The sequence below is a fragment of the Collinsella sp. AF19-1LB genome, from assembly GCF_003459655.1.
GTDB lineage: Bacteria > Actinomycetota > Coriobacteriia > Coriobacteriales > Coriobacteriaceae > Collinsella.
In genome coordinates this window covers 1-23,720 of the sequence record NZ_QRWO01000017.1, presented here as the reverse complement: position 1 = coordinate 23,720, position 23,720 = coordinate 1, and the positions used below count along the sequence as shown (strand labels likewise).

21 protein-coding genes are annotated in these 23,720 nt (G+C 59.7%); all 21 read left to right on the top strand.

The genetic code is table 11. The annotated features are described in order from the left end of the window. The first annotated feature begins 1 nt into the window (after position 1). Positions 2 to 502, top strand: a complete 501-nt coding sequence (locus DWX39_RS06220; RefSeq protein ID WP_158561628.1) for a PrgI family protein — start codon at positions 2 to 4, stop codon at positions 500 to 502. Beyond that, positions 502 to 3,303, top strand: a complete 2,802-nt coding sequence (locus tag DWX39_RS06215) for a VirB4-like conjugal transfer ATPase, CD1110 family (protein WP_117758861.1) — start codon at positions 502 to 504, stop codon at positions 3,301 to 3,303. The genes DWX39_RS06220 and DWX39_RS06215 overlap by 1 nt, the downstream gene beginning before the upstream one ends. A gap of 108 nt (positions 3,304 to 3,411) precedes the next feature. Continuing rightward, the gene (locus DWX39_RS10995; protein WP_158561627.1) at positions 3,412 to 6,408 is read left to right on the top strand and encodes a phage tail tip lysozyme; all 2,997 of its coding nucleotides are present in this window, start codon (positions 3,412 to 3,414) and stop codon (positions 6,406 to 6,408) included. A 24-nt stretch (positions 6,409 to 6,432) separates the two neighbouring features. Further along, positions 6,433 to 7,332 (top strand): hypothetical protein, encoded by a 900-nt coding sequence (locus DWX39_RS06205; RefSeq protein WP_117758860.1) that lies wholly within the window; start codon positions 6,433 to 6,435, stop codon positions 7,330 to 7,332. Beyond that, entirely contained in the window at positions 7,329 to 8,519 is a 1,191-nt protein-coding gene (locus tag DWX39_RS06200; RefSeq protein ID WP_117758859.1) for a type IV secretion system protein, read from the top strand. The genes DWX39_RS06205 and DWX39_RS06200 overlap by 4 nt, the downstream gene beginning before the upstream one ends. Positions 8,520 to 8,524: 5 nt before the next feature. Then, positions 8,525 to 8,908, top strand: a complete 384-nt coding sequence (locus tag DWX39_RS06195; protein ID WP_117758858.1) for a helix-turn-helix domain-containing protein — start codon at positions 8,525 to 8,527, stop codon at positions 8,906 to 8,908. Beyond that, on the top strand, positions 8,874 to 10,985 hold the full coding sequence (locus DWX39_RS06190) for a DNA topoisomerase (protein ID WP_117758857.1): 2,112 nt from the start codon (positions 8,874 to 8,876) through the stop codon (positions 10,983 to 10,985). The genes DWX39_RS06195 and DWX39_RS06190 overlap by 35 nt, the downstream gene beginning before the upstream one ends. A gap of 35 nt (positions 10,986 to 11,020) precedes the next feature. Continuing rightward, positions 11,021 to 11,443: a hypothetical protein gene (locus DWX39_RS06185; protein ID WP_147336380.1), complete on the top strand. Its 423-nt coding sequence runs from the start codon at positions 11,021 to 11,023 to the stop codon at positions 11,441 to 11,443. After that, positions 11,440 to 12,069: a CPBP family intramembrane glutamic endopeptidase gene (locus DWX39_RS06180; RefSeq protein ID WP_117758855.1), complete on the top strand. Its 630-nt coding sequence runs from the start codon at positions 11,440 to 11,442 to the stop codon at positions 12,067 to 12,069. The genes DWX39_RS06185 and DWX39_RS06180 overlap by 4 nt, the downstream gene beginning before the upstream one ends. Before the next feature lie 120 nt (positions 12,070 to 12,189). Then, positions 12,190 to 12,726, top strand: a complete 537-nt coding sequence (locus tag DWX39_RS06175) for a DUF5067 domain-containing protein (protein ID WP_117758854.1) — start codon at positions 12,190 to 12,192, stop codon at positions 12,724 to 12,726. Between the two features lie 106 nt (positions 12,727 to 12,832). Continuing rightward, positions 12,833 to 13,474 (top strand): hypothetical protein, encoded by a 642-nt coding sequence (locus DWX39_RS06170; RefSeq protein ID WP_117758853.1) that lies wholly within the window; start codon positions 12,833 to 12,835, stop codon positions 13,472 to 13,474. 281 nt (positions 13,475 to 13,755) lie between these two features. Next, positions 13,756 to 15,543 carry a hypothetical protein gene (locus DWX39_RS06165; RefSeq protein ID WP_117758852.1) on the top strand — a complete coding sequence of 596 codons (1,788 nt, stop codon included), beginning with the start codon at positions 13,756 to 13,758 and terminating at the stop codon, positions 15,541 to 15,543. 2 nt (positions 15,544 to 15,545) lie between these two features. Further along, a complete protein-coding gene (locus DWX39_RS06160; RefSeq protein ID WP_117758851.1) occupies positions 15,546 to 16,874 on the top strand; it encodes a hypothetical protein in 1,329 nt (442 codons plus the stop codon). Between the two features lie 182 nt (positions 16,875 to 17,056). After that, positions 17,057 to 19,018 (top strand): hypothetical protein, encoded by a 1,962-nt coding sequence (locus tag DWX39_RS06155; protein ID WP_117758850.1) that lies wholly within the window; start codon positions 17,057 to 17,059, stop codon positions 19,016 to 19,018. 203 nt (positions 19,019 to 19,221) lie between these two features. Then, positions 19,222 to 20,400, top strand: coding sequence for a hypothetical protein (locus tag DWX39_RS06150; protein WP_147336379.1), 1,179 nt, complete (start codon positions 19,222 to 19,224; stop codon positions 20,398 to 20,400). Positions 20,401 to 20,416: 16 nt separating this feature from the next. Beyond that, on the top strand, positions 20,417 to 20,953 hold the full coding sequence (locus DWX39_RS06145; protein WP_117758848.1) for a hypothetical protein: 537 nt from the start codon (positions 20,417 to 20,419) through the stop codon (positions 20,951 to 20,953). Positions 20,954 to 21,060: 107 nt separating this feature from the next. Continuing rightward, positions 21,061 to 21,270 carry a hypothetical protein gene (locus tag DWX39_RS06140; RefSeq protein WP_117758847.1) on the top strand — a complete coding sequence of 70 codons (210 nt, stop codon included), beginning with the start codon at positions 21,061 to 21,063 and terminating at the stop codon, positions 21,268 to 21,270. A gap of 9 nt (positions 21,271 to 21,279) precedes the next feature. After that, positions 21,280 to 21,831 carry a hypothetical protein gene (locus DWX39_RS06135; RefSeq protein ID WP_117758846.1) on the top strand — a complete coding sequence of 184 codons (552 nt, stop codon included), beginning with the start codon at positions 21,280 to 21,282 and terminating at the stop codon, positions 21,829 to 21,831. 21 nt (positions 21,832 to 21,852) lie between these two features. Then, positions 21,853 to 22,365, top strand: coding sequence for a hypothetical protein (locus DWX39_RS06130; RefSeq protein ID WP_117758845.1), 513 nt, complete (start codon positions 21,853 to 21,855; stop codon positions 22,363 to 22,365). A gap of 8 nt (positions 22,366 to 22,373) precedes the next feature. Beyond that, complete coding sequence (locus tag DWX39_RS06125; RefSeq protein WP_117758844.1) at positions 22,374 to 22,940, top strand: hypothetical protein; 567 nt, start codon at positions 22,374 to 22,376, stop codon at positions 22,938 to 22,940. Between the two features lie 383 nt (positions 22,941 to 23,323). Continuing rightward, positions 23,324 to 23,720: hypothetical protein (locus DWX39_RS06120; RefSeq protein ID WP_147336378.1), on the top strand; the 397-nt coding region annotated here is incomplete at its 3' end.

Sequence of the window (23,720 nt, the reverse complement as noted above, 5' to 3'; positions counted from 1 at the left end):
GGTGCTGTCGGTACCGGTCCACAAGGATGTAACCGAGTATCAGCCCAAGGTCATCGGCGGCCTCACCGCACGCACGATCATCTGTATCGGAGCGGCGGTGGGCTGCGCCTTGGCTTTCGGCTTGCTCTGCACGTTCGTGTTCCACGTGGACATCAACGACGTCATCTACCTCGTATGGCTCGCCGCGGCTCCCGCCGCCCTCATCGGCTTCTATACGCCCCACGGTATGAACTTCGAGAAGTTCGCGCCGCTGTGGCTCGCGCACAACTTCAACGAGCAGTGCCTGGTCTACGTGAGCGCCAGCAAGCGCGGTGAATTCAAGGCCGAGGCAGATGCCCTCGAGCGGGCATATGCGGACGAGCGCAAGAAGGCCAACAGCAAGGTGCTGACGAAACTCTACAAGACCAACGGCCTGGAGATGTGGGAACCGGGCGGGCCGCTTGAACCGATGAACACCACAGACCCCAACAAGAGGCAGATTGAAGAATTTTGGAGCGACTAATGGCTAACAAGGACGAGAGCTTCAAGAACATGGAGACGCTCGCCGAGGGTCTCCGCCGCCCGGGTGAGGTCGGTTTCGAACTCGACCCCGAGTTTGCGAAGATGAGCAAGCGTGAGCGCAAACGCTACGTCAAGAAGGTGCATAAGGAGCTCGACCGCGAGCTCTCCGCCAAGCGCAGTGAAATCCGCGATGCCCGCGCCGCGGCGAAGGAGGCGGAGCGAACGCAGGCGAAAAGCGCTGCGGAGGTGACCAAGAAGCTCAAGGAGCGCAGCGCCAAGAGCGACAAACTCACCGCCGAGCAGCGCCGTGTGCGCGATAACGCCAAGAACGTCGTCGACGCCATCGGATACAACCGAATGTTCGAGAACGGCATCTGCGAGGTCGAGGAGGGCTACTATTCCGAGACCCTGTCCTTCGACGACATCACCTACCAGAATGCACGCGACGATGACCAGAAGACCATCCTCGCGGCGATGTGCGATATCTACAACTATTTCCCCGCCGACACCACGGTGCAGTTCTCCGTCGTCAACACGCCGCTGCGCCATGACCAAATCCGCGACCGCCAGTTCTACGACCCGTCGCGCCAGGCGAACGACGTCCTCAAGGAGGATGCTGAGACGATGAACGAGGTCCTCTCCGACAAGCTCGCCGAGGGCGTCTCGAACATCAAGCGATCCCGCTACATGACCATCGGTATCCACGCGAACAACCCCATCGAGGCACGAACCCGCTTCTCGCGCATCAACACCGACCTGACGGGCAATTTCGAGCAGATCCGCTGCGATGTCACGCCGATGACAGGTCTCGAGCGCCTGTCCGTCCTTCAATCCCTGCTGCGCCCCGACCGCAAGTTCACGTTCGACTACGAGCGCGACCTGTCGATCTACAGTCCCGACAGCTCGAAGGACTTCATCGCGCCGATGAGCATCAACTTCAAGCCCGATGGTTCGAACATGTACTTCAAGGTCGATGACAAGTACTGCCAGGTGCTGGTCATGCGCAAGTACGACTCCCCCCTCGAGGATACGGTCGTCGCGAACCTCGTGAACATGTCGATGCCCATAGAGGTGACTTGGTATCTCCAGCCCATGGAGAAGTCCAAGGCGATTAACTTCGTCAAGACCCGCCGCGCGTGGATCGATGCCGAGACTATCGAGGAGCAGAAGAAGGCCGTGCAGCAGGGCTACGACTACTCGATCCTGCCCTCTGAGCTGCGATACTCCCGCGAGGAGACAGAGGACCTGCTGACGCAGCTCCAAGGGCAGCAGCAGCACCTCTTCATGTTCTCCGGCCTCATCTACACGTGGGCGGAGTCCCCCGAGAAGCTGACCGAGCAGGTACTGCAAATTCTCGATGTCGCGTCTTCTGCGGGCGTGCAGGTGGAGACCCTCGAGTACCGCCAGCGCCAGGGTCTGAACTCGATTCTGCCCCTCGGCCTCAACCACATCGAGATCTCCCGCCCGTTCACCACGTCGGAGGCGTGCATCTTCGTCCCTTTCGCCACCCAGGAGCTCGAGCAGGAGGGCGGTAGCTGGTACTACCAGAACAAACTGTCGAACAACCTCGTGTTCGGCAACCGAGCCAACCTGGCAAGTCCCGTCGGCTTCATCTCCGGCAAGACGGGATCGGGCAAGGGATTCTTCGCCAAGAACGAGATCGAGGGCACGCTACTCTCGAAGCCCGACGACCAAGTTATCATCTTCGACCGTGCCGGCGAATACAAGCTGCTGGTCGAGCATGCGGGAGGCACCTATGCCTCCTTCGGAGTCGGACTCGATGCCCACCTGAACCCGCTCGGCATGGACAAGCGCCGCGAGTCCGAGGATTTCGGCACGCAGGTGGCTTTCAAGGCCGATGCCATGATCGCGCAGGCGGCTGCCGCCGCCAATGAGACTATGACGGTATTCTCCGAGGAGGAGCGTTCCATCATCCAGCGCTGCGTCGAGAACATTTTCCGCCGATACAACGTGGAGGGCGGTCGCGAACCCATCCTCGAGGACTTCTACGAGGAGCTGAAGCGCCAGCCCGAGCCGATGGCGCAGAACATCGCCCTTCGCTACGAGCGCTTCGTGAGCGGCTACTCCAATTTCTTCAACCACGAGACCGATATCGACCTCACGGCCCGCACCGTCGGTCTGAACTTCAAGGACGTGCCGGACTCGATGCTCGTCTTCGCGCTCATCTCATTTTGCGAGACGGTGCGAAACATCATGTACAGCAACTTCGACCAGGGACGCAGGACATGGCTCTACATCGAGGAGATGGAGTCGCTGTTCAAGTACCCCTCGGTACTCAACTATTTCCGCCGATTCGCAAACGAGTGCCGTAAGTTCGGCATGTACCTGACGGGCATCACGCAGTCGACCGAATCCATGATCCGCAACCAGGACGCCAACGCGATCGTCAAGAACTCCGATTTCATCATGCTGCTCAAGCAGTCCAAGGAGGATCGCGACTACTGGGCGGACGCCTTGGGACTGTCGCCGCTCGAGGTCGCCTGCATCGACGAGGGCGCCCCTCGCGGTTGGGGCCTTCTCGTATTCGGGTCGGCCCGCGTGCCGATCAAGGGCGAGTTCCCGACCGATAACCACCTCTATGAGCTGTTCTCCACGGACCCGAACGAGTGGGCCGAGAAGAAGGCGCGAGAGGCGCTCGATGCGGCAAAGCACGGCGGTACGGCCGAGAATGTCGCCCCGCAGGACGAGTTCCGCCGCCGCAAGCGCGTGCGCGGCCGCAAGAAGAAGCGCAACGAGCCGAAGCAGGGTTCCCAGAGTTCTAAGAGCGGCTCGGACGTGTAGCCAAATATGGAGACGGGCAGTTGCCGCAGCGGCAACTGCCCGTCTATTGCCGGGTGCCGGGTCGATACTTCGAGACCGTAACCCAAATGATTTTGGAAGGAGGACATCTTGCCAGACGATTCCAAATATGGAAACGCAAGTTCCTCGTCTAACCTGAAAGATGGCAGCACGGCGAGCATGTCCTCTGCGGCAGAGCGCCAGCAGCAGGCTGCGGCGGCATATGACGATGCTTTGCAACGCACAGCGGGGGTTGGCGCAGACTTCTCCCGCCATGTCGATGCGGTCAGTTCTGGATATTCCGCTAGCGCCGATGCGGCCAGCACGCCCGGCGCGGTATCGACCGTTAGCCGCGATGCTGTCCCCAGCGCCTATAGCGCCGGCGTGATGGGGCCTAGCCAGCAAACAAGCGGCGTGGAACAGGGCTTCGTTGCTGCGGCATCCCAGGGTCCTGCCACCCCGACTGCCGCACAGCCAATCCAACAGGTTCCCAGCGCCTTTACCTCCCGCATGGAGCAGCAAGGTACTGCCACCCCATTTGCGGGCGGTTCCGACCGTGCCGCCGCCGTGCGGCGAAACATGATGACATCTTTCGATGGCATCGATGCGGCCGGCATCGCCGGCTCCCGAGATTTCATCGAGGGCGCTGCCGTGTCCGTGCAAGCCGATTCACGCGATGCCTTCTCCAGCGCGTATGATGCGGGCGGGGCGGGATTTTCCCAGCCCGCGAGCGGTGCGGGGCAGAGTTCGGCGCCTATGCAGGGAGGTCAGCAACCCTTTGGCGGCGCCTCCCCTGTGGCCGCCGACACTGGCGGCGCGGAGGAAAAAACCGAAGCCGTATCGGAGGCAATCGGTTTCGGCTCGCATCAGGGTCCATCCGCATCGTGGGCATCTGCCGATATGTTTACCGGCGGCAAAGCGAGCGACGTACACCTCAGCAAGAAGATTCAGGAAAACCTGGATAACTCGAGGGCCGCCTATTCGCAGGCTAAGCAGGACTTTGCTGCAGCCGAGAAGGATGCTTTGGAGACGCTCGACGCCTCGGGATGGAACTCGGGCGTCCAGGCATCCGCATTTTCCGATTCCGCATTGAGAGCCGAGGGCTTCAAGGACGGGCTCGGAACGACCGCCGACGGGATCGAGCGAGCCGGGGTATCCGATTCCCGTGACTTCGGATTCATGAACCAGGCGGAGCGCGGGGGCGCGGGTGGAACCGCCCAGCGTATCGGTAAGCCCCACAGTGGGGACAACCATGGCGATGTGACGGGTACCGTTTCCAATGTCGCCGATGCCCCCGATAGCGTCCGTGCTGCCGCGCGAAAGGTGGTCGCCGAGAAGGAGCACGTTCGGGCGGCCTCCGATGATATGGTTGCGGCCCACAGGGAAGCCTCGGCATTTATCACCAAAGCCGAGCAACGCGCCAAGACCGCCGCGAAATTCAAATCCGCTGCGGCAAACGCGTTAGTGAATTCAGCCACCGCATCCATCGGGGACGATTCCGTGTCCGGCACGGCCGTCCGCTCCACTGCCCGCGCCGCGGTCGCCGCCGGCCGTTCAATCAGGGCCAGTAGGGCCGCCGGAAAGCAAGCCGGGGCGCGGGGCTTCTTCTCCTCGTCCGCCGAAGCCGCCAAGTCGGCGGTCTTCGCGTTCGATGAGGAGGGCAGTCTCGACGGGATCGAGAAGGCGGACGAGGCGGTACGCGCCGGCCGCTATGTCCGCGGCAAGGCTCGGGACTTCAAGGCTGCCCGAGCCAAAGCCAAGGGCGGCAGCAAGTCGCAGCTCATGTCGCAGGCCGAGAAGAAGGCTGCGCGGGCGGCTGAGGATGGGCAACGTGTCGCTTTCTCGAAATCGATGCAGCGCCGCTCCATGTCGATCGCCAGGGCTAAGGCTGCGGCGGGCGAGGCTGTCGAGGCCGAGCAGAAGGCCGCGCTCATCGGCAAGGTCACAGCTGGTCTTAAAGCGGCGGCACAGCATGCCATCGCCGCGCTCCAAGCCCTCCTGAAGTCACTTGCCGCCGCTCTCGCCGGGGCAGTCGGCTCCCTTGCGACCGCTATCGGCGGCTCGACTTTCGGGATGCTCATCCTCGCCGCCGTCCCCGTACTAATCCTTTTGCTGGCGCTATCCGGCGGCAGCGCCGATCAGGAGGTTCAGGGAATGAACGAGGTTGAATCGCAGGTCGCATCGTTCTTCAGGGAGAAGGGGCTCGATGACCTGCAGATTGCCGCCATCATGGGCAACATGTATGCCGAGAGTGGGATGAACCCGGGTTCGGAGGAAGGCGGCGGCACGAACGCCAACGGCATCGGCCTTTGCCAGTGGACGAACGGGCGCCACACGAACCTCGTGAACTATGCAAAGTCCGTCGGCAAGTCCTGGACGGAGGTCCAAGTCCAGCTCGATTTCTTCTGGGACCACGACAGCTGGGGATATTGGAGCCGTGCCTATACCATCAGGTCCGAACACGGCCCAGATGGCTCCGAGAACCGCTCGCTCGATCCCGTCGGTGGAACCTTGGTCTCTGGAAGCAAACGGGCATTCTTGGCCTCCACCGACCTGAAGGACGCCGTCAGGCAATTCTGCTACGGCTGGGAAGGTGCTGGAATCCCCCGCCTGAAGGTGCGCTATGAGGCAGCCGACAGGTATTACGAGCTGTTGACGAACCCGTCAGACGGCGATGGTGACCATGGCGGCGGCACGGGCGCCCCGCAGATCGCGGGGGCATCGGCCCGTCAGCAGACCGTCGTCAACATGGCTTACGCCACCCCATCTCCCGGACAGGGCTGGTGTGCCGCCTGGGTGACCAATGTCTTCCGCGCGGCGGGAGTCGGCTATTTCGGCGGCAACGCCTGCGATATGTGTCGCTCCTGGTGCCATAGCTCCAATAGGTCGGAGCTCAAGGTGGGCATGATTATCGCCGATGTCTCCCATCCGGGTACCGGTGCTCCCGGACTCACGTACGGACACGTCGGCATCTACATCGGCAACAACAAGGTCATGAGCAACGAGGGTCCCATCACGGTCAAATCGCTCGATACCTTCATCAGATTCTACGGCGCCGGCACCGGCTGCAAGTGGGGCTGGATCGGCGGAATCGACATTTCGAAATAAACCTCAGACTGGGAAGGAGACAGGATGGATAAATTCATGGAGTTCCTCAAGAACAACACGGCGGTCGTCGCGGTCGCGGCGGGCATCGTGTTGTTCATCGCGATGAACGGTATCACGTCTTGCGTCGCGAAGGGCGGCGGGAACGACGCCCCAGCCGATGCGCACGGGCAGTTGGAGCAGAAAAGCGAGCAGCCATCTCATAAGGGGGATGCCGGCGATTCCAAAACCGAGCTGACCGAACGCCAGCGCTCCGCCATCAAAGACTACGACCAGGCTACCAAGCAAATCGTCGAGCAGATCGAGAATTCGAAATGGGCGGCAAATGACGGCAGCGGTTCGATGACGATCAAGGACGGCATCATCATCGAGTCTTACGGAGAGTCCAAGGGCTCGGTCAAGAAGACCAAAAAGCAGGTCCAGACCTTTGCAATCACGGCGGTGGATACCATCGCCGGCGACCAGACGGGAGCTTTAAGCTGGGTGGTCTTCTCCGTAATCGACGCGTCCGGCAACGACCACATCATGACCCTCAGCAGGGTCGATCCCGCTGCACTCACCGGCGAGGGCAACGACACCTATTTCGAGCTCAAGTGCGATATGTTCCACAATGAGAACGGCTATTCGAACAACCGTTGCGCCGAGAGCGCCAAATTCAACGGCATCGAGGGCGATAACTTCAAAAAGGCCATCGACGGCCGCATCAAGGAGTTCAAGCGCTCCGTTATCGAATACCTGCTCGCAAACCATTCCACCACGACCGAGCTGACGTGGGACGGCACGGTCATCGAGAACTTCAACGAGTCCACCCGCACCCTGACGTTTGGCATCAAGAACGCCACGAACGCAGCCGAGGATTCCCTGCCGAGCATTCTCGTCATCTACCACACCGACACCCATGAGTTCGAGGAGGTCGATGTCCAATGATGGACGTAGCCGCCATCAGGGTTGAAGCCCTCGATTACGCCCGCAATGAAGGCATCCTCAACAAGGCGAAACATCACCTCGTTGCGGCCGTAAAGTCTGTTGAGTGCAAGCTCGATGGCATCAAGTCCCCATCGGCCGGACGTGCGGGCGCGTCTTTCGCGCTGGCGCTCGGAATCATGCTGCTGTTCATGCTTCTGACCCCGCATTGCGCCGCGGCTTTCGGCTTGGATGACTTGGTCAACAAGGTCGGGGAAATGATCGGCTCTTGGACCGAGGCCATCGGTCAGGGCATCATGAAGTTCCTCAACGGAACCTTAGTCCAACCCATTGCCAACCTCATGCTCAAATGCACGTTGGGCGATATAAAGAATTGCGTCTCGGCGTCTGACTTGCTCTGCGACTTTGACCATCTCTTGGGAAATACGAGCGGAAAAATTAACCTCGCCGCCCTGGTCACCAACGTGTCCGACAGCGCCATCAAACCAGTTGCCGCCACCCTTCTCGCCATGGGCATGCTGCTCCAGCTCCTCAAGATTGCCAAGAAGATGGATCAAGGCGGCGGCATGATGCCCTCGGTCCGCGAGGTCGTCGCACTGTTCGTCTGGTGCGCCGTCATGATGTACATGGTCCGCAACGGCGTCGGAATCGTCAAAGACCTATACTCCATCGTCTTGGAAATCATCAAGACCGCCAGCACGTCCGCCAGCTCGCTTGGAGCCAATGCCGGTACCGACTGGTGGAGCAAGGACAACCTTATCGTCTTCCCCGAAGACGGCAATATCATCGAAAGCCTGGTCATCCTGCTCGAAGTCGCCATTGCCTATATAGTCGCACAGTTCACCCTGATTATCTCGTACGCCATGATGATCGGTCGCGCCATCGAGATCTACCTTACCGCCATGTTCGCACCCATCCCGTTCGCCCTCATGGGATTCGATGAGACCCGCAGCTGGGGATGGGGATACCTTCGACAGTTCCTCGCGCTGTGTCTCGCCGGCGTCGTAATGGTCGTGGTCCTCTATATGTTCCCCTATCTGGTCGTATCGGTTGTCGGCGATATCGGAACCGGCCTGAGCGGCATCGGGAACGTCGCCCACACGCTCGTCAAAATCATCGCCTGCTGTGGCGTAGTTGCCATGACCCTTGCTAAATCGACGCAGCTCGCCCGCGCCGCTCTCGGCGGCTGATAGCCATGGTTGCGGTCGATCCCGATACCGACCGCACGGTTGCCCTGCGCAAGGCCCGCTTCAAGGTGCGCCTGCGCAGGGCCGCCGAGGCGTGCGGTTACGAAAACCTGTATCAGCTCGGCCGCGTCTGCGGCATCAGCAAGGACTCCTTCAAGAAGTACCTGTCGGGGACGCGCTTGCCGAACTACGAATGCATCCTGCGCCTGTCGCTGGCACTGGGGGTACCCTGCGACTGGCTCATGGGAAGCGATGAGGGGCCGATGCTCCGAGCCGTGCTGAAAGCGCGAGATATCGATTGCGCCTGTAAAAAGAAGAGTCCAGTTACTACCCTCCCCTCCCGTGAAAGGAGCCGCAATGATTCTCATACTCGCAGAGAAGCCGAGTGCTAAGCGCAACTTCGCAAAGGCGCTCAGCGGGACCTCCGGCTCCTATGCCGGCGTGCAGTATAAAATCTGCGCCCTTAGAGGACACGTCATGGGGCTGCTCCCGCCCGACAAGCAGGTGCCTGCCGAGCAGTCCGAAGCCATGCAGAAATGGTCGCTGGAAGGGCTGCCCTGGGACCTCGGGCAATTCGCATGGAAGAAGGGCGTGCTCAAGGGCTGCTCTGATGTCATTTCCGAGTTGAAGCGGGAGCTTACGGGTGTGGACGAGGTCTGCATCGCGACCGATGTGGACCCTTCCGGCGAGGGTGAGCTTTTGGCATGGGAGGCGCTCGAGAAGTGCGGCTGGCACGGCAAGACGAGCCGCATGTACTTCACCGACGAGGCTCCCACGAGCGTCCAGAAGGCCTTCAAGGGCCGTAAGATGCTCGCGGCCATGGAGGAGGACGGAGACTTTGTCAAGGCCCACGTGCGTGAGCGGTGGGACCTCGCATCTATGCAGTTCGTGCGTGCCGCGACCTGCATCGCCCGCGACCACGGGTTTCGCACGGTCGTGCGCGAGGGGCGCCTGAAATCCGTCATGGTGAAGCTCACGGGCGACCAGCTCGAGGCGTACAACGGCTATGTCAAGAAGCCGTTCTTCGAGGCGCGTTTCCGCGACGAGAACGGGAACGTCTTCGCACGTACCTATGAGGACGGGGACACGTGGCGTCACGACAGCGCCGACAAGGTCGACCTGAATGTCCTCCATGAGTCGGCCGTGGTCGAGGACTCGAGGGCGAAGAAGCATACCGCACCCGGCAAGCTGCTCGACCTCGCAGGGCTATCGGGCATCCTCGCCCGCCGCGGACACAAGCCCGCCGATGTCTTGGCCTGCTACCAGAAAATGTATGAGGACCAAGTGGTCAGCTACCCGCGCACCGAGGACAAGCAGATCACGCCCGAGCAGTTCAATGAGCTGTTGCCCCTCGTTGACAGGATCTGCGGGGTCGTCGGGGTCGATCCCGCTATCTGCTCCCACAGGACCGTCCGCAAGACGCATGTCAAGGAGGGCGGTGCACACGGAGCCAACCGACCCGGACTGAACGTTCCCACTGCCCTCGCCGCGCTCGATGCATATGGCAAGTGCGCCCGCGATATCTACGTCGTGCTCGCCAAGAACTACCTGTCGATGCTCGCGGAGGACTATGAGTATGAGCTCGTGAAGGCGCACGTGAAGGAATTTCCCGAGTTCACGGGCTCGACGCAGATACCGCTGTCGCGGGGTTTCAAGGCGATTTTCGATTCCGATGCATCGCAGGAGGAAGCCCAGGAGGGTGCCGAGAAGGAGAATACCGCCGAATTCGGCAAGATTGCCACGCCTTTCTGTTTCGAGGGAGCCAACAAGCGCCCGCAGAAGCCAACCATGAAATGGCTCACGAAGCGCCTCGAGAAGTACAACGTAGGCACGGGCGCCACGCGAACCAGCACGCTCGCCGAGATCACCAAGGACGAGGACCGCGCCCTCATGAGGGAGAAGAAGGGAACGTTGTCCCTCACCGACTGCGGCGCGGTGTCCTACAAATTGCTCGGAGGGTGTCAGATAGCGTCGCCTGAAGCCACCGAGAGGCTCTTCAACCAGATGGAGGCTGTCGGCAGGTTCGAGCTGGATGCGGACGATGTGGTGAACTCCGTGACCGATATGGTTGTCCACGATATCGAGGTCATGAAGAAAAACGGCGAGAAGCTCGGCAGCTTGGGACCCGTTGGGTCCAAGGTCGTCGGGAAATGCCCGCGATGCGGTGCAGACGTCATCGACCGAGGTTCCGGTGCGAAGGCGTGCAGCTGCTCGTCCAACAAAGGCAAGCGCGATAAGGGCGGCAGTTGGGTCCAGACCGAGGGATGCGGGTTCACCATCTGGAAGACGGTCGCGGGCAAGAAGCTGACGGCGGCTCAGCTCGGAAAGCTGCTCGAGGGCGGTACAACCGGGAAGATCTCGGGGTTCAAGTCGAAAACCGGTAAGGAATTCAGTGCGAAGCTCAGGCTGGCTGCGGACAAATCGGGCAAGATCGAGTTCGTGTTCGACGAGAAGGGGAAACGGAAATGAACGGTGAATTAGGGTGTCGCGACACGAGGGGTACAATGGGTAGAGCGAATGAGGTCACGGTAATCGTGCTCAGGAAGCCCGATTGCGGCAGACATGTAGATAACGGCGAGGCGTTTCGGCTCGTCCGCCCCCTGTTCGAGACCAATGGTCTTGAGGTCGGTGACTTCGCCAATTTGGCGAACGGGTTCCTGTTCTCCGTCCAGCCCCGCACTGAAACGTGGGATGGTACGGAGCGCGATGCGCTTGCGGCGGGGCTCTCATGCCTGGGGTCTATCGGGTTTTCGGGCTATATCGCGCAGAAAGCCCTTGAGGATGAGGTTGTAATTGATGCCGGTACCGTGGCCCTCGGGGTCGTCGCACTTGCTGCAACTGCGGCGCTCGCAGCGGGCGGTATCATCGCCTGCGTGAAAGGCGGCCGTGCCATCGGTAGGCGTCTGCTTGCGAGGGGGCTCGCGTGAACCAAGTCGAAGTCGAGTCCGAAGGTAATGGTATCCCCCTGCGCATTGTCTTCATCGCGCCCGCGCTGTTCGGTGTCTCGCTTCTTGGCGCGGGGTTGATAACCCTTTCGGTGGGTCTGCCCGAAGATGCCGCGCATGTCATCTCATCGCTGGTCGCACTTGCGGCCATGGCCTGGCTGTATCGGTTCTTCGGTCTTGGATTCAGCCGCCTCGGGGTGGTTGCCGCGCTTTCCGCAGTCAGTGCCGGGGTCTTGCTGCAAGCCGTCTCAATCGGCACTATCGCGATAGTCTCTAAAATCGATACCGCGGCGACGGTCGCCATCACACTCCCCTATCTGCTACGGCTTTGCGTTATCGATCCGGTTGCGGAGGAGCTGTGCTTTCGCGGCGTCTCGCTGGCGGCATTGGAGCGGTGCGGCTTGCCGTTCTGGGTTGCGAACCTCATCCAAGCCGTGCTGTTCGCCTGCTTCCATTTCAATGTCGTGCAGTCGGCATATGCCCTTGTCTGCGCCTTGGTCTTGGGCGGTCTCAGTCAGCGCGACGGGATCAGCTCGAGCATCATCGCGCATTGTGTCTGCAACCTGACGGGTCTGGTTCTCGGCTTGGTTCTCACCTACTTCGCCTAGCGATAGATCTTGTGGGCATTTCCGACGGCGAGCCGATAATCTTTCTGCAATTTATCGCCGTGCTATCATTGTGTCATAGGCCGTACCCCAAGCGGCTTTCGAGATAGACAGGATGAAGACATGAAGCGAATTATCGTTTCCGCAATGACGGCTGTCGCCGTTTTCGGTTTTGGTGCGGGTCTCGCTGGCTGCGGAGCAAGCATACAGAGCGGTCAATCAAACACCATTCAATCTGCGAGTGCGGAACTGGGCGATTCCTCGGTGAATATCAGCGTTGTCGGATATCGCCTGGGACGCGGGTCTTGGGAGGTCAATTCCTCAACGGAGACGGGAACCTCGTCCGGTTCTCTCGGAGTGCAGAAGGTACTCGTCTGCGACCTGCTGCTGACGAACAATTCAGACACCAAGATGATCATCTCGCCAATCGATATGCTGTCTGCGTCGCAAAATGGAGATACCCTGCAATTCGGGGCTTTGTACGATGATGAGGGCAACTATCGGAACCCCGAGTCGGTCGAGGTCGAACCGGGGCAGACTGCGTGCGGGATTGCCATCTGGAATATCGACAACCTGCAGGCACCCGTGAAAATCAAATTCAAATGCGGCGGCGCGGTACTGCTGACGATCATGCCAAGCAAGCTCACAGAGGGCGAGTAGGCAGTTGGGTGCCTTGGCGGTGTGGGGCTACTTCTGTCCCGTTGCTGCGCCAGTGGACGGCAAACATCGAGTATGGAAGCGGTAAACCGCTTTGAAAGGACCTGCTATGAGTCAGATTGAGAACAAGATGGACGATTTCATGCCCTTCGGGGGTGAGATTCGAAGCAAATATCCGGAGGACGATGAGACAGTTCAGCATGCCATCATCGATGCATGCTTCGCTGCATTGGATGACATTATGTTTCCCATGGACGATCGGGGAAAGCGACCTTCGGAGTGCCAGGTGTTTTTCGCCGTGCAGCGCATGTACGGTGCCGAGGGGGAACGGGATTATTTCCTTCTCAGCGATGCCGATACAATCCCCGATGAGCACCCCTTTACACGCGATGGTGCAGACTGGGGTGAGTGCGGCGGAGCCCTTGCGTGTAAGGTCCTCAGCGAACCGCCGACCCTTCTGACGTTCCATGAACTTGCTCCCGCCGGTGTCGATACGCTCCGCGATGAGGACGGCTACCTCTTCGATGTGCCCAGCGAGGCGGTTGAGAAGGTTTTCGGCGATGAGACACTCACCATGCCTTCGATGCTCACGCTTCTGGAGGTTGAGTTGAAGGTCGATGATGCCCTTGCCGAGCTCGAGGCGCAGCCCGAGGCCACTGAGTCGCTCGATGAGCTTGTTAGTGCGAAGACCGAAGAAGCTTCGCTTGATGCCGAAGAGGATCTTGGGGAGCGTGGGGACGCAAACCGTTGACGGTTCGGCTTGGTGTGTAGCTCGGTAGGCGCATAAGGCGCTACCGAGCTACACGGATAAGAAGAATAAGAAGAAGAAAAATAAAAAGAAGGATAAGAACGAGGAAAAGCAGGGGGATATGCGGATGAGGAAGGGTTCGTAGCACATACGGCTATAAATCTAGTTCGCATATGTAGAAGTCGTTTACGCAATCACGAGAGCTACTTGTGTCCCGTTGGGATTTCCAGCTTGTGCCGAGCGCGATGATTCGAGTGTGACCACCCTGACTGTCTGGAGGAACTATGAACCGCATCGGTTTGAAAGACTACCTGCTCAATGAGGCAAGCGATAGCGATTTGCTGGACTGCGCGAAAGCGTATGATACCGCAAACCAGTACGGCCATTTCGATACGTATGATTCCGTGGAGGAAGCCGCTAAGCTCTGCGGCTGGGACGTGGAGACCGCTCTCAGCGAGAGCCGCCACGTTGAGTCGGATGCCGACTGCTACCGCTTCAACGGATATGGGCACCTCGAGGCCGTCAGCAACGAGAGCCTGCTCGAAGATGCCCGCGACAACATCGACGATATCATCGATTGGCTCGAGGGTGCCAGCCGATATGAGCTTATGGACGTCAGCTCCGATGTCGAGTTGTTTGTCGATGCGAAAGACCCGTTTGAGATCATCAACGAGGTGGACTGTTCCTCCCATAACCATGGCAATGACATCGAGGTCAATTTGAGCCGCGGTGATAAAAAGGCAACACTTTGCTTCTCGAATTTCAACGGTACCAGCTGGAACGATACCGATGCGGAGAAGATCGGTATCGCAGAGGTGGCGTACGCCACAGCCAAGAGCTATAACGCGTACGCCAATGGCGCCAGCACCAAGGAGGTGCAGGCGACGTTTTTCAAGGAGAACGGGCGCAGGCTCTCAACCGCACGTGCAGACAAGCTGACGGACGCTTGCGAGAAGAATATGGACTCCCTGAAGCAAGTACTCAAGGATCCTGAAATCGCGGCGCTAGACAATCTGTTCAACGTTGAGCTTTGCAGCGAGACATATTGCGCGACACTTGCCAATGAGGCTTCGGAATGTAAATACATCGCATCAGCCCTCGAGAAGATGGGCTTCGATGTGGAAAACGACCGTGCCATCGAGAAGCATGCCGAGATTGAGCCCAAGCAGCGCATCGTTTTCGATAGGATGATCGGAAGAGTCGGCGATAGCTACCTTGAAGTGGTCAATCAGCTCGATAATTTCTTCGATACCGACCGCATCGGTCAATCTGAGTTCATCAACGACAACTGGGGAAACCCGATTCTCGTCAAGGGCGGTCGCAATGGATATGGCGATACGCCCTGCGTATTCACCGTCTATGAGGACTTCGTTGACGCGATGGACACCTCTCCGTCCGATACCAGCGGGGACAACATCTTCGCCGACTGCAAAATCGATGGCATCTGGGATGAAAACGGTTCGCTGATCCTGACCGGTGCGCTTCCCGACGGATACGCCCCGATCTGTGAAATCCTCGGTGCACACGCCTGCGCGGAGATGCGCCAGCTGACCGACAAGGGCGGGCGCCTCTATTTGGATTACCTAGCAGTTGACGGGTTCCATCTTCCCAAGGATGGCATCGAGGCGATGGGGTTCGTCTACCGAGAGGGAGATGAGAGCTCATTCATCCATGACCTGTGGGACAACCCCGAGATGTGCTCCCGCCCGCGTTTTGCCGAGAAGGCACTCGATATGCCCGCCGAGGAATACATCATGCATCACGATGGCGTGAAAACCGAGTTCCAGATTACTGAGGTCAAGAAGGATTCGTTCGCCTATGAGCAGGGCGCACGCTACGATGCTAAGGTTCTCACCAATGGGCATGACTGCGGTAACGGTCGTTTCTGCGCCGATCTTAGCGAGGCGCATGAGTTTTGCCAGCAGTTTGCCGACAGTGTGGTTGGGCTTGGCGAGAGCCTTGACGATATGTGCGAGGATCGTTGCGAGGTTGCCTCTCTTGCGCAGGATGTCGATGCGGACAATCGCGACCAGGAATATAACAATCACGACAATTCGGAAATCGGAGAGTAGCTATGTATAGAGTCCATGGCTTCCAGGACAAGGATCAGCTTCTCGAGATGCTCGTCAAGGACGACAACATGACGTTCTTCCCCGAGTTCAACCTTCTCGCAGTCACCTCCAGTTTCGATCCGAGCGAAGAGCCGGAGACACGGCAGACCGCCATCTTCAACGTCAAAACCCACGAGATCGCTAGCGGTGAGTTCTTCAAAGGCTGCGACTATGTATCCGATATGGTTTTCGAGGGCGGGCAATGCAAGGCCCTCGCCATCATCGATTCATACGAGCAGGATTCCGATGGATTCACCTTCCACGACCGCCGAATCGATATGCTGTCCCGCCTGTTCTCGTGGAGTTCGACCATCACTGCCGGCAGCATTTCCGATATGGTACGTCGCGCCTCTTATTACCAAAAACACCTGATGTCGAATCGGGAGAGTTTTGAACTGTCGCACGGCAAGCCGCTTTCCGAGATATCGGAGCGTCCGGTCGGGGCGGACGCCAAGGAGCTACTCGATAAGCTCACGTCGAGTGAGACGGTGAGCTATTTTCCCGAGTTCAACCTCCTCGTCACGACCACTGAATACGACCCGCTCGGTCTTCATGACCGCGACACGTGCGTCTTCAACGTCTTCCCATCCGAGCTTGCCTACGAGAATCTGTTCCATGGATTCGAGAACGTAGTTGACATCCCCTACAGCGGACCTGTTGTCGACCCCATCGCCTTTCAGCCGACCTTTATCGACTCTGCCGAGCGGGACCGCTCCAACGATGTCGACCTCGGCAGCCTGGCTATGCTCCTGTCCGGCAGCGATGTCATCAGCACGCAGTCAGTCCCCGAGCTTCTCGAAACGATGGCGGATCGTTTCGGCATCGAACCCGAGGAACGTACCCTCAACGCCAATCGGGCGCAGGCGGAGGAATGCATCCGCACGGGCGTGCCGGATATTCAAGTCGAGATCGATTGCACGAACGACGACAACTTCATCGAAGGAACGGTGACGGTCGAGGGCGAGTCCTGCTACTTCTACCGCCCGAACAATTCTCGCGATACCGAGGATTATGACTCGGTTATCTTGGAGCCTTTCCGTCCCGATGGGTTCGAGGGCGATATCGAGGAAATTGAGCTGCCCGCCGCAATCGATCAGAATTGCGAGCTCGCCGAACTGGTCGTGTCCGTGGCGACCGAGCCGTATATGGATCCCGACAAGGCGGTCGGACGCGAGCAGAGCATTGATTCGCTTTGCGATGAGAAGACCGAGGTGTCCGAATCGATGAGGTACGGCATGGAGGGCGTCGGCCTTCCCATGCTCGACGCCTCGGAACATCTCGCGAACTACTAGGTTTCGACTTTATTGCAAAAGGGGCGCGGCCGATTTGCGGGTGCGCCCCTTTTTTGGTGTCGCGGGAGACTACCGGTAAAGACGGGCGACCCACTTTCTACTTCCGTCCCATAGATCATCAGGTGGCCATTGGCTCCCATACTTTGAATCGTATATGAAATGCGAGAACGATGGGAGCCATCATGGCCTTGGTCATCAACCTGCACGGCCCGAATACCAACACGCTCGGCAATCTCACCGCAGGCGCCCTTGCGGAGATGGGCTACAGTACCGCCGCCGTACCGTCCTGCCGCCGAGAGATGGAGCTCGCTGCATTGGGCGGCGATGAGCGGGCGATCCGGCTCACGGACGGCTCCCTCGAAAGTTGTGTCGAGCTCGCGTCCATGCAGGCCGAACGTAACCAGCGCTCCATCGACCCCGATCTGGATGCGGTGATCGTCTGCGGACCTGTAGTCGATAGCTTCTGGAGCTATAAGGGCAACCGCGAGGACTCCTTCTACCGTGCCGCCATCGAGACGGCGCTTGAGCTGGACGCCGCCCAGTACGAGCTTGTCCCCAGCGGCAGCCTTACCGAGCATACCCTTGCTCAGTTCAGGTCCTTTCTCAGGGATTGCGGGGTCAGGCCGCGAATCAGCGGACAGCTCGATTACGGGTACCACGACATCATCGACATCGTCCGCGGCGAGGTCGCACTCGACCGCAAGGAGCATCCCGTAAAGAGTGTCGAGAAAGTCGACGTCGCCCCCGATTGCGAGAAGGTCATCGCTGGCTTCAAAAATGCGGCGATCAGCGTGCAGGAGGCCATCAAGTCCCTTCCCGAGGGAAGCGAAATGCGAATGAAACTCGAGAGCATGGTCGACCGCGCCCTGGAGGACGGCTACGGCGGCATCCATATCGAGACCGTCAGGAAACCTACGGGTAAGACGATAAGTCTAGGCGACTTGGTTCAGCCGGAAGTCGATGCCGCATCCAGGCGCAAAGACGTCCGCGATGAGGTGGCTGCTCGCGAGGCAGAACCCGCCGATTCGAAGGCTGTGGAAACCCACGGGCAGGATGAGGGCAAGGAGAACAAGAATAAGAAGAATACAGAGAAGGATATGGCAAACGAATTCGAGTCGAAGAAACCCGAGTACATCAATATCAGCTTCGAGAACAAGGACGTCCGTGTGAAGCCGTATACGGATCGCAACGGCAACGAGCGCCTGCGCATCAACATGACGATGCCGAAGGGTACCGTTGTCGGGGGTAAGGACCTTTCCGGCATGAAGGTCTCCATGCCCGCCCGCGAGTTCATGAAGCAGGACAAGGATGCCGGAAAGGCGGTCAAGTACGGTTTCCGCTCCGACCGCGATGTACATTTCTTCAAGTACGATGAGCAGAATCAACGCATCGACTATCCCGGCGAGGGCGAGACGGCAATCATGCCGAGTGACTTGGCCGCTGCCGTGTCGGCGGCCTATCAGGGCAAGGAGGCCGCTAAGCCGGAGCCGCACCGTGCCGCGAGCTACAAATACACGGGACTCACCTTCGCGCCCTGCGATATGAAGGTCAAGACCGTTCCCGTTGAGGACGGCCCCGATAAGAACTTCCTGCTGTGCAAGCTGCCTCCCCACACCATGGTCGGCAACCAAGACCTCGGCGGCATGATTGTGAGCAAGTTCCTCACGGACAGGCAGCTGCCCTATGCGCAGTCCGGTAAGCCCTTCACGGCGAGCTTCCAAACTGAATTGCCTGTCCGCGTCTATCCTGTCAGCGGCGAGGATTCCCGCGACAACTTCGACTATGACTACCGTAGCCCTCGGGAGTTCAGCGCGGGAGCCCTGGTCGCCGGCATCGAGGACGCCTACGATGCACGCCTGCTCAACGCTCGCGACTACGAGGAAAAACTAGTTGCCTCAGGTGCGGAAATGTCCCCCGCCGCCGCGGAGGCCAAAAAGATGCTCGAGGACCGCGATGGGGCGGCCACACGCCAGGGCAGCAAGGCCGCGGCTCTGGCGTTCTACCAGCAGGGCGGCGGCGAGGATGCGCCGCTGAATGACCTCTGCGACGCCAAGAGCGACGAGGCGGATGCGTGGCAGGGCGACCGGCCCTTCGTGATCGCGGGGCCAGAGCCCGATCTCTATGACGAGGACGTCGAGTTCTAGAGACCGACGGGCGGGCCGTCCGGGTCTATTTCTGTCCCCGCGGGGGCTAGATGCCGTTTGGGGTCGTAAAGTCAGAATGTACGTATGCGTAATTCTCGAATTCGACTGGAGCGGCGATGGTGCGGGAAATACCCATAGACATTCTCGAAGGGTTCAAGGTACCCGATGCGACGCTTCTCTGCCGCCGAGGCGATTCGTGGACGGTGGAACGGAACGGATCGGCCGCTGGTGCCTTCATCTCCGGTTGCGTTGAGGCTTCGGAGCGCCTTTACCCGGAGCCTAACGGGCAGCTCATCTTGTCAGGTGACGGCGGCGCCACCGCAGCCGCGCGAATCTATGCCATCCCAAGCGGGCTTTTTTCGATTGTTGAAAAGATTCGCGAGATGAGGGATATCCCCCAGGAGGAAAGCTACGAGATGGTTCTGGGAAAGGCGGTAGGCAGCCATGGGCTAATCAACCTCGGCAACCTCGCGGCCATCGCGATCAAAGCAGCTGAGCCGGCGGTCCCGTCTCAACCGGACAGGCATGTCGTCTTGGCGAGCGGCCCTGCTCGAATCAAGGAGCTCGCCGACGATATCGGTGCGAGCTGGGCACGCGAAGCCGTCTCGCGAATCGCCGACCCTTCGCACTTTGCAGATGTCGAGATTCCAGGCGGGCTTATCGATGAAATTCTGGACAGCGCGTGGCGGACGGCTGGCGAAGACAAGGCTGTCTATGACGAGCTGCGCTCGGATATCGGGTTCGCGCGGGGCGTCATCCGCGATGCCTTCGGCAGGGACCTCGAGTCCGAGGCGGAGTTCTACGATTCCAGCGCGACCGATAACGTCTGCTCCATGCTCGAGGATATCGACACGACGGGGCGCATCGTGATCCTCGAGGATACGGCCTCGGGCCTTTGCGAGTACCTGTTCTCGGATACCGAATCCTTCACTAGGGCGCAGCCACGCAGCGTCGGCGAATTCGCGTCCGATCTCGCCTGCGGGCGCTATCGCCTCGTTGACGATGCCCGGGATTTCGAGCTGGTCGTGGAAGACGGCAAGCTGGTCCTCGACGAGAACCCGCACATGGCACACGGCGGCGGGAAATACGGGGTCCTGTTCGTATCCAAATCGCTGAGCGATAGGGTCATCGCCATGGAAGATGCGGAGCTCGCCCGGGAGATGTCGCGCCTGCGCATGCGGCGAGGGATGCCCGCTGAGAACCTCATCGTGCGCATGGCGGAGATGAGCGGCGATATCGCGGGCGTCGAGCGGGACATCTGCTCGATTTTCGGTTGGGATTTCTGCGGCAACGGGCGAATGGAGTCGCTCGACGACCTCATGGAGGCCGTCGAGCTCGAATCAACGCAAGCGTATGGGCGTAGCGGAAGGGTCAAAGCCTGACTATAGGAGGGACGAAATGGATATCGATATCCGGGAAACCGGAATCAAACCAGATCCGAAGGGAAACGTCGAGCTCGTGAGGTTCGGCTCGACGGCGATTCTGTTCTGCGGCGGAGACGAGCCGTTCGCAGTCGTGAATGGGTATGACGGCAAGACCGGAGAGTGGTCGGGGGATGCCGTGCAGGTCGATGACCTGTCTGCCGCATGGGATATCGCCGACCCGGAAATCATCGAGGACGCCACCGTCAAATGGACGCGCAGCGACGTGGCGGACATTCTCGAGGGCAGGGGCATCGAGGCGAACGATTGGAACATCGACGCGGCCATCAAGGACCCCGACCTTGAGAACTCCCCTTCCCTTTTGGGTGAAATGTCAAAGGACGGCGGCAGGGACTATCTCGATTTGACCATCACCCAGCTCTGCTCCATCGGTGCGCTCGATGTCCCCGAGGGGTTCAGGCTCGAAGAGGGGCTGGACGACATCGCGGAACGCATGGACGAGTATTGTGCGAGCGACAATCTCGGCGATATGGCCCCGCTGACGGAGCGATAGGGATTCCGTCGCCTTCGGAAGGCGTGCCGCTGCGGCAAGAAAAGCGGCGTTCGCGCGTATGCCCGTATCCTGTTCCGCAAATAGAGCCGTCTGAGAAAAGAGACAAGATGAACGAACAGGACAACATCTTCGAGAGGACCGAACAGCAGGTGCTCTTCTACCTATACGAGAACAGGGACCATACCGTCAGCCGCGCCGAGCTTCGGGAAAACATCAACACCGCGCCGGTCGAGTCCACGTTCGAGTCGATTTTGACTTCCCTCAAGGTCAAGAAGCTCATCGAGTTCGATCCGTCTGGCAACGTGGCAATCGCCTAGGAGGTTCCGATGATAGCCAAAGGCTCCTGCGAGATAACCCTCAGCCGCGATGAGCTTGTCGAGATGCTCGCCAAGCTCTACCTGCTGGACGGCGGCTACTCGTCCTTCAATCTAGTGCCGTCCACCGAAATCGCAAAGCTGATCGTCAAGAAATGCTCCGTCAGCGCGACCGGCGGCGACTTCTCCCTCCCCCTCACCGCGCTGCAGCTGCTCAGGGTTTCCGCACTCCTCGAGAAGGCCTCGGGGAGACACATCACGACCGAGGCGTACCGCCGCGCCGATACGGCCGTCGATAAGATCTCGGACCGTTGCGACCCATGCCATTTCAAGCTGACGCCCTCGGAGCGCGAGTTCTACATGGCGGCAATCGATGCGCTCGAGAAATCGGTCGGGCAGCGCGTTACCATCCGTGAGCTCTCCAACCAGGCGGGCGTGCAATATGAACCGTTCCGCCGCTTGGTGAAGAGGCTCGAGCATATCGGCTATATCGAGCGCTTCGGCAAGCTCACCGCCTCATTCGACCGCGACCGCGCAATGGAGCTCCTGCATGTAGGCATCTAGATTAACTGTTGGAGTCAACCCATGGATAATTTCGGCAACATCCACCCAATCGATTTCGAGCCCGTCAGGGATCTCATTATCGTGGCGTATAAGTCTGGGGATTTTGAAGCGGCGGATGAGATCATCGCCCGCAACACGGTCAAGGAGACGGCCATGCTCTCGAGACTCGTGAACGGCGCCATGGATGCGTATTGCTGGTCGAGCGGCCGCGGGGTCTCGCACATGCTCTCACGTACGTCCCATCCGGGGTACACGCTCCAGCTCACCACCTTTCACCGCGGCCATGCGTGGGGCGATATCGATGTCAAGCATGCCGGCAAAGGAGAACTCAATCTGCCCGATGGCGTGTGCGCGGTGGGTGTGGAGCATGCTGGTCTGGGTATCGAGGAGGAACTCGCCGAGCGTTTCGGCATCTATATCACGCCTGACATGTATGAACAGTTCGGGCGTGAGGACGGAAGGTCTGTAAGCGTTGAACCTGTTTGCCGGGACGAGCGCGGTGCGGACTGCGAACTTTCGAGCGATGAGCGTTAGGAGTCGACATGGGAACCCACCATCAGCCCTATTTTCTGGAAAAGGCTAAAGAAGACCTCGTACACCATAGCGCCGCATGGGTCGTGAAGCAGCCTGAGCGCTCCCCTATCTTCGTCGATTGCCACGCCGTCGAAGATTCCTCGCTTGCTCGCGGGTGGGATTTACAGGTGACGATCTGGAGTCGCGACGAGGCGGGAATCTGGTCGTGCGGTGGGGCGATTCAGGAGCGCGGGTCGCTTGGGGATGCGCACGATGCGGCACGGTTTGCCGAGGCACTTGCCGCCGACTCTGGTGCCGCTACCATGATCCCCTACAACGTCTTCGAGGAGGTCGTGGATGAGCATGACACGAACTATCTCATCGCGCTCGCCATCTGCATCGATCAGCTGCCCAGCTGTGTGACAGGCGATGAGGTCTCTAGACGAATCAGGCTCAACGCCGACCAAGATATGGATGAACGTCGCGGAGTTACGGTGCGTGAGCAGGACGGGCCGTCGGTCTCGCTCGATGAACTGGCAGAGGTGTATGGGGACCAAGCTGAGGCGGATGAGGTGGAAGTTGCCTTGGAGCGTTGAGGTGTGCCTTTGCGGCACGAGGGGTTGCCACCTCTCGCCGTTTGGGATACTCGGGCAGATGGAGGGTTATGCTCTAGAGCTTTCCTGTCTCGCCCTCCATCGTGTTTGGGGCGCCGTGCCGGGTGATTTCATCTGGCACGGCTTTTTTCGTGGGTGAGTGAGAAGAAGCGACCTGCGTGGCGCTGCTTCAGAGAGCCTTGGTGGGATGAGAATAATAACAAGTTGCTGTACTGCGGGACGCCAAGAAAGGCGTCCCGTTTGCTGTTCTAAGTGAGGTACCGAGCTGCTTGGAGTGCCGCAGCGGCAAGACCACCCCAAAAACCTACGCCACCCCTACCCTTGGCTCGTATCTACCAACCCTGAGCGAAGGGAGCCGCATATGCATGCAGCGGCATTTTCGCCTCGGGGGGGGGGTCGCTCCTAAGACGACCCGCCTCAGAGGCCAGTCAATCATCGAGTATGTTCTGCTAATCGCGATTATCGGCCTGGTTATCGTGTTCGCAGGCCAGGGCGTTGCCGGCGCCATCCGCAACCAGTTCAACCTGGCCGGCAATACGGTGAACAGCGGGACAAGCGCTGGCACCGAGAGCGGTGGCGCATCCGGCGGAGGCTCCACCGGTGCCGCTTCCGCGACCGTCCAGGCGGCCGTCGCCAAGGACGCGAAGGACTGGACGCTCGGTGAGCAGAAGGCCGTGGCCGAGGACATCGCCGCGAAGGGCGAGGCGTCTCCCGCATATTCTAAGGTGAAGGCCGCGATGGATGTCGGCACAAAGTGGTCAA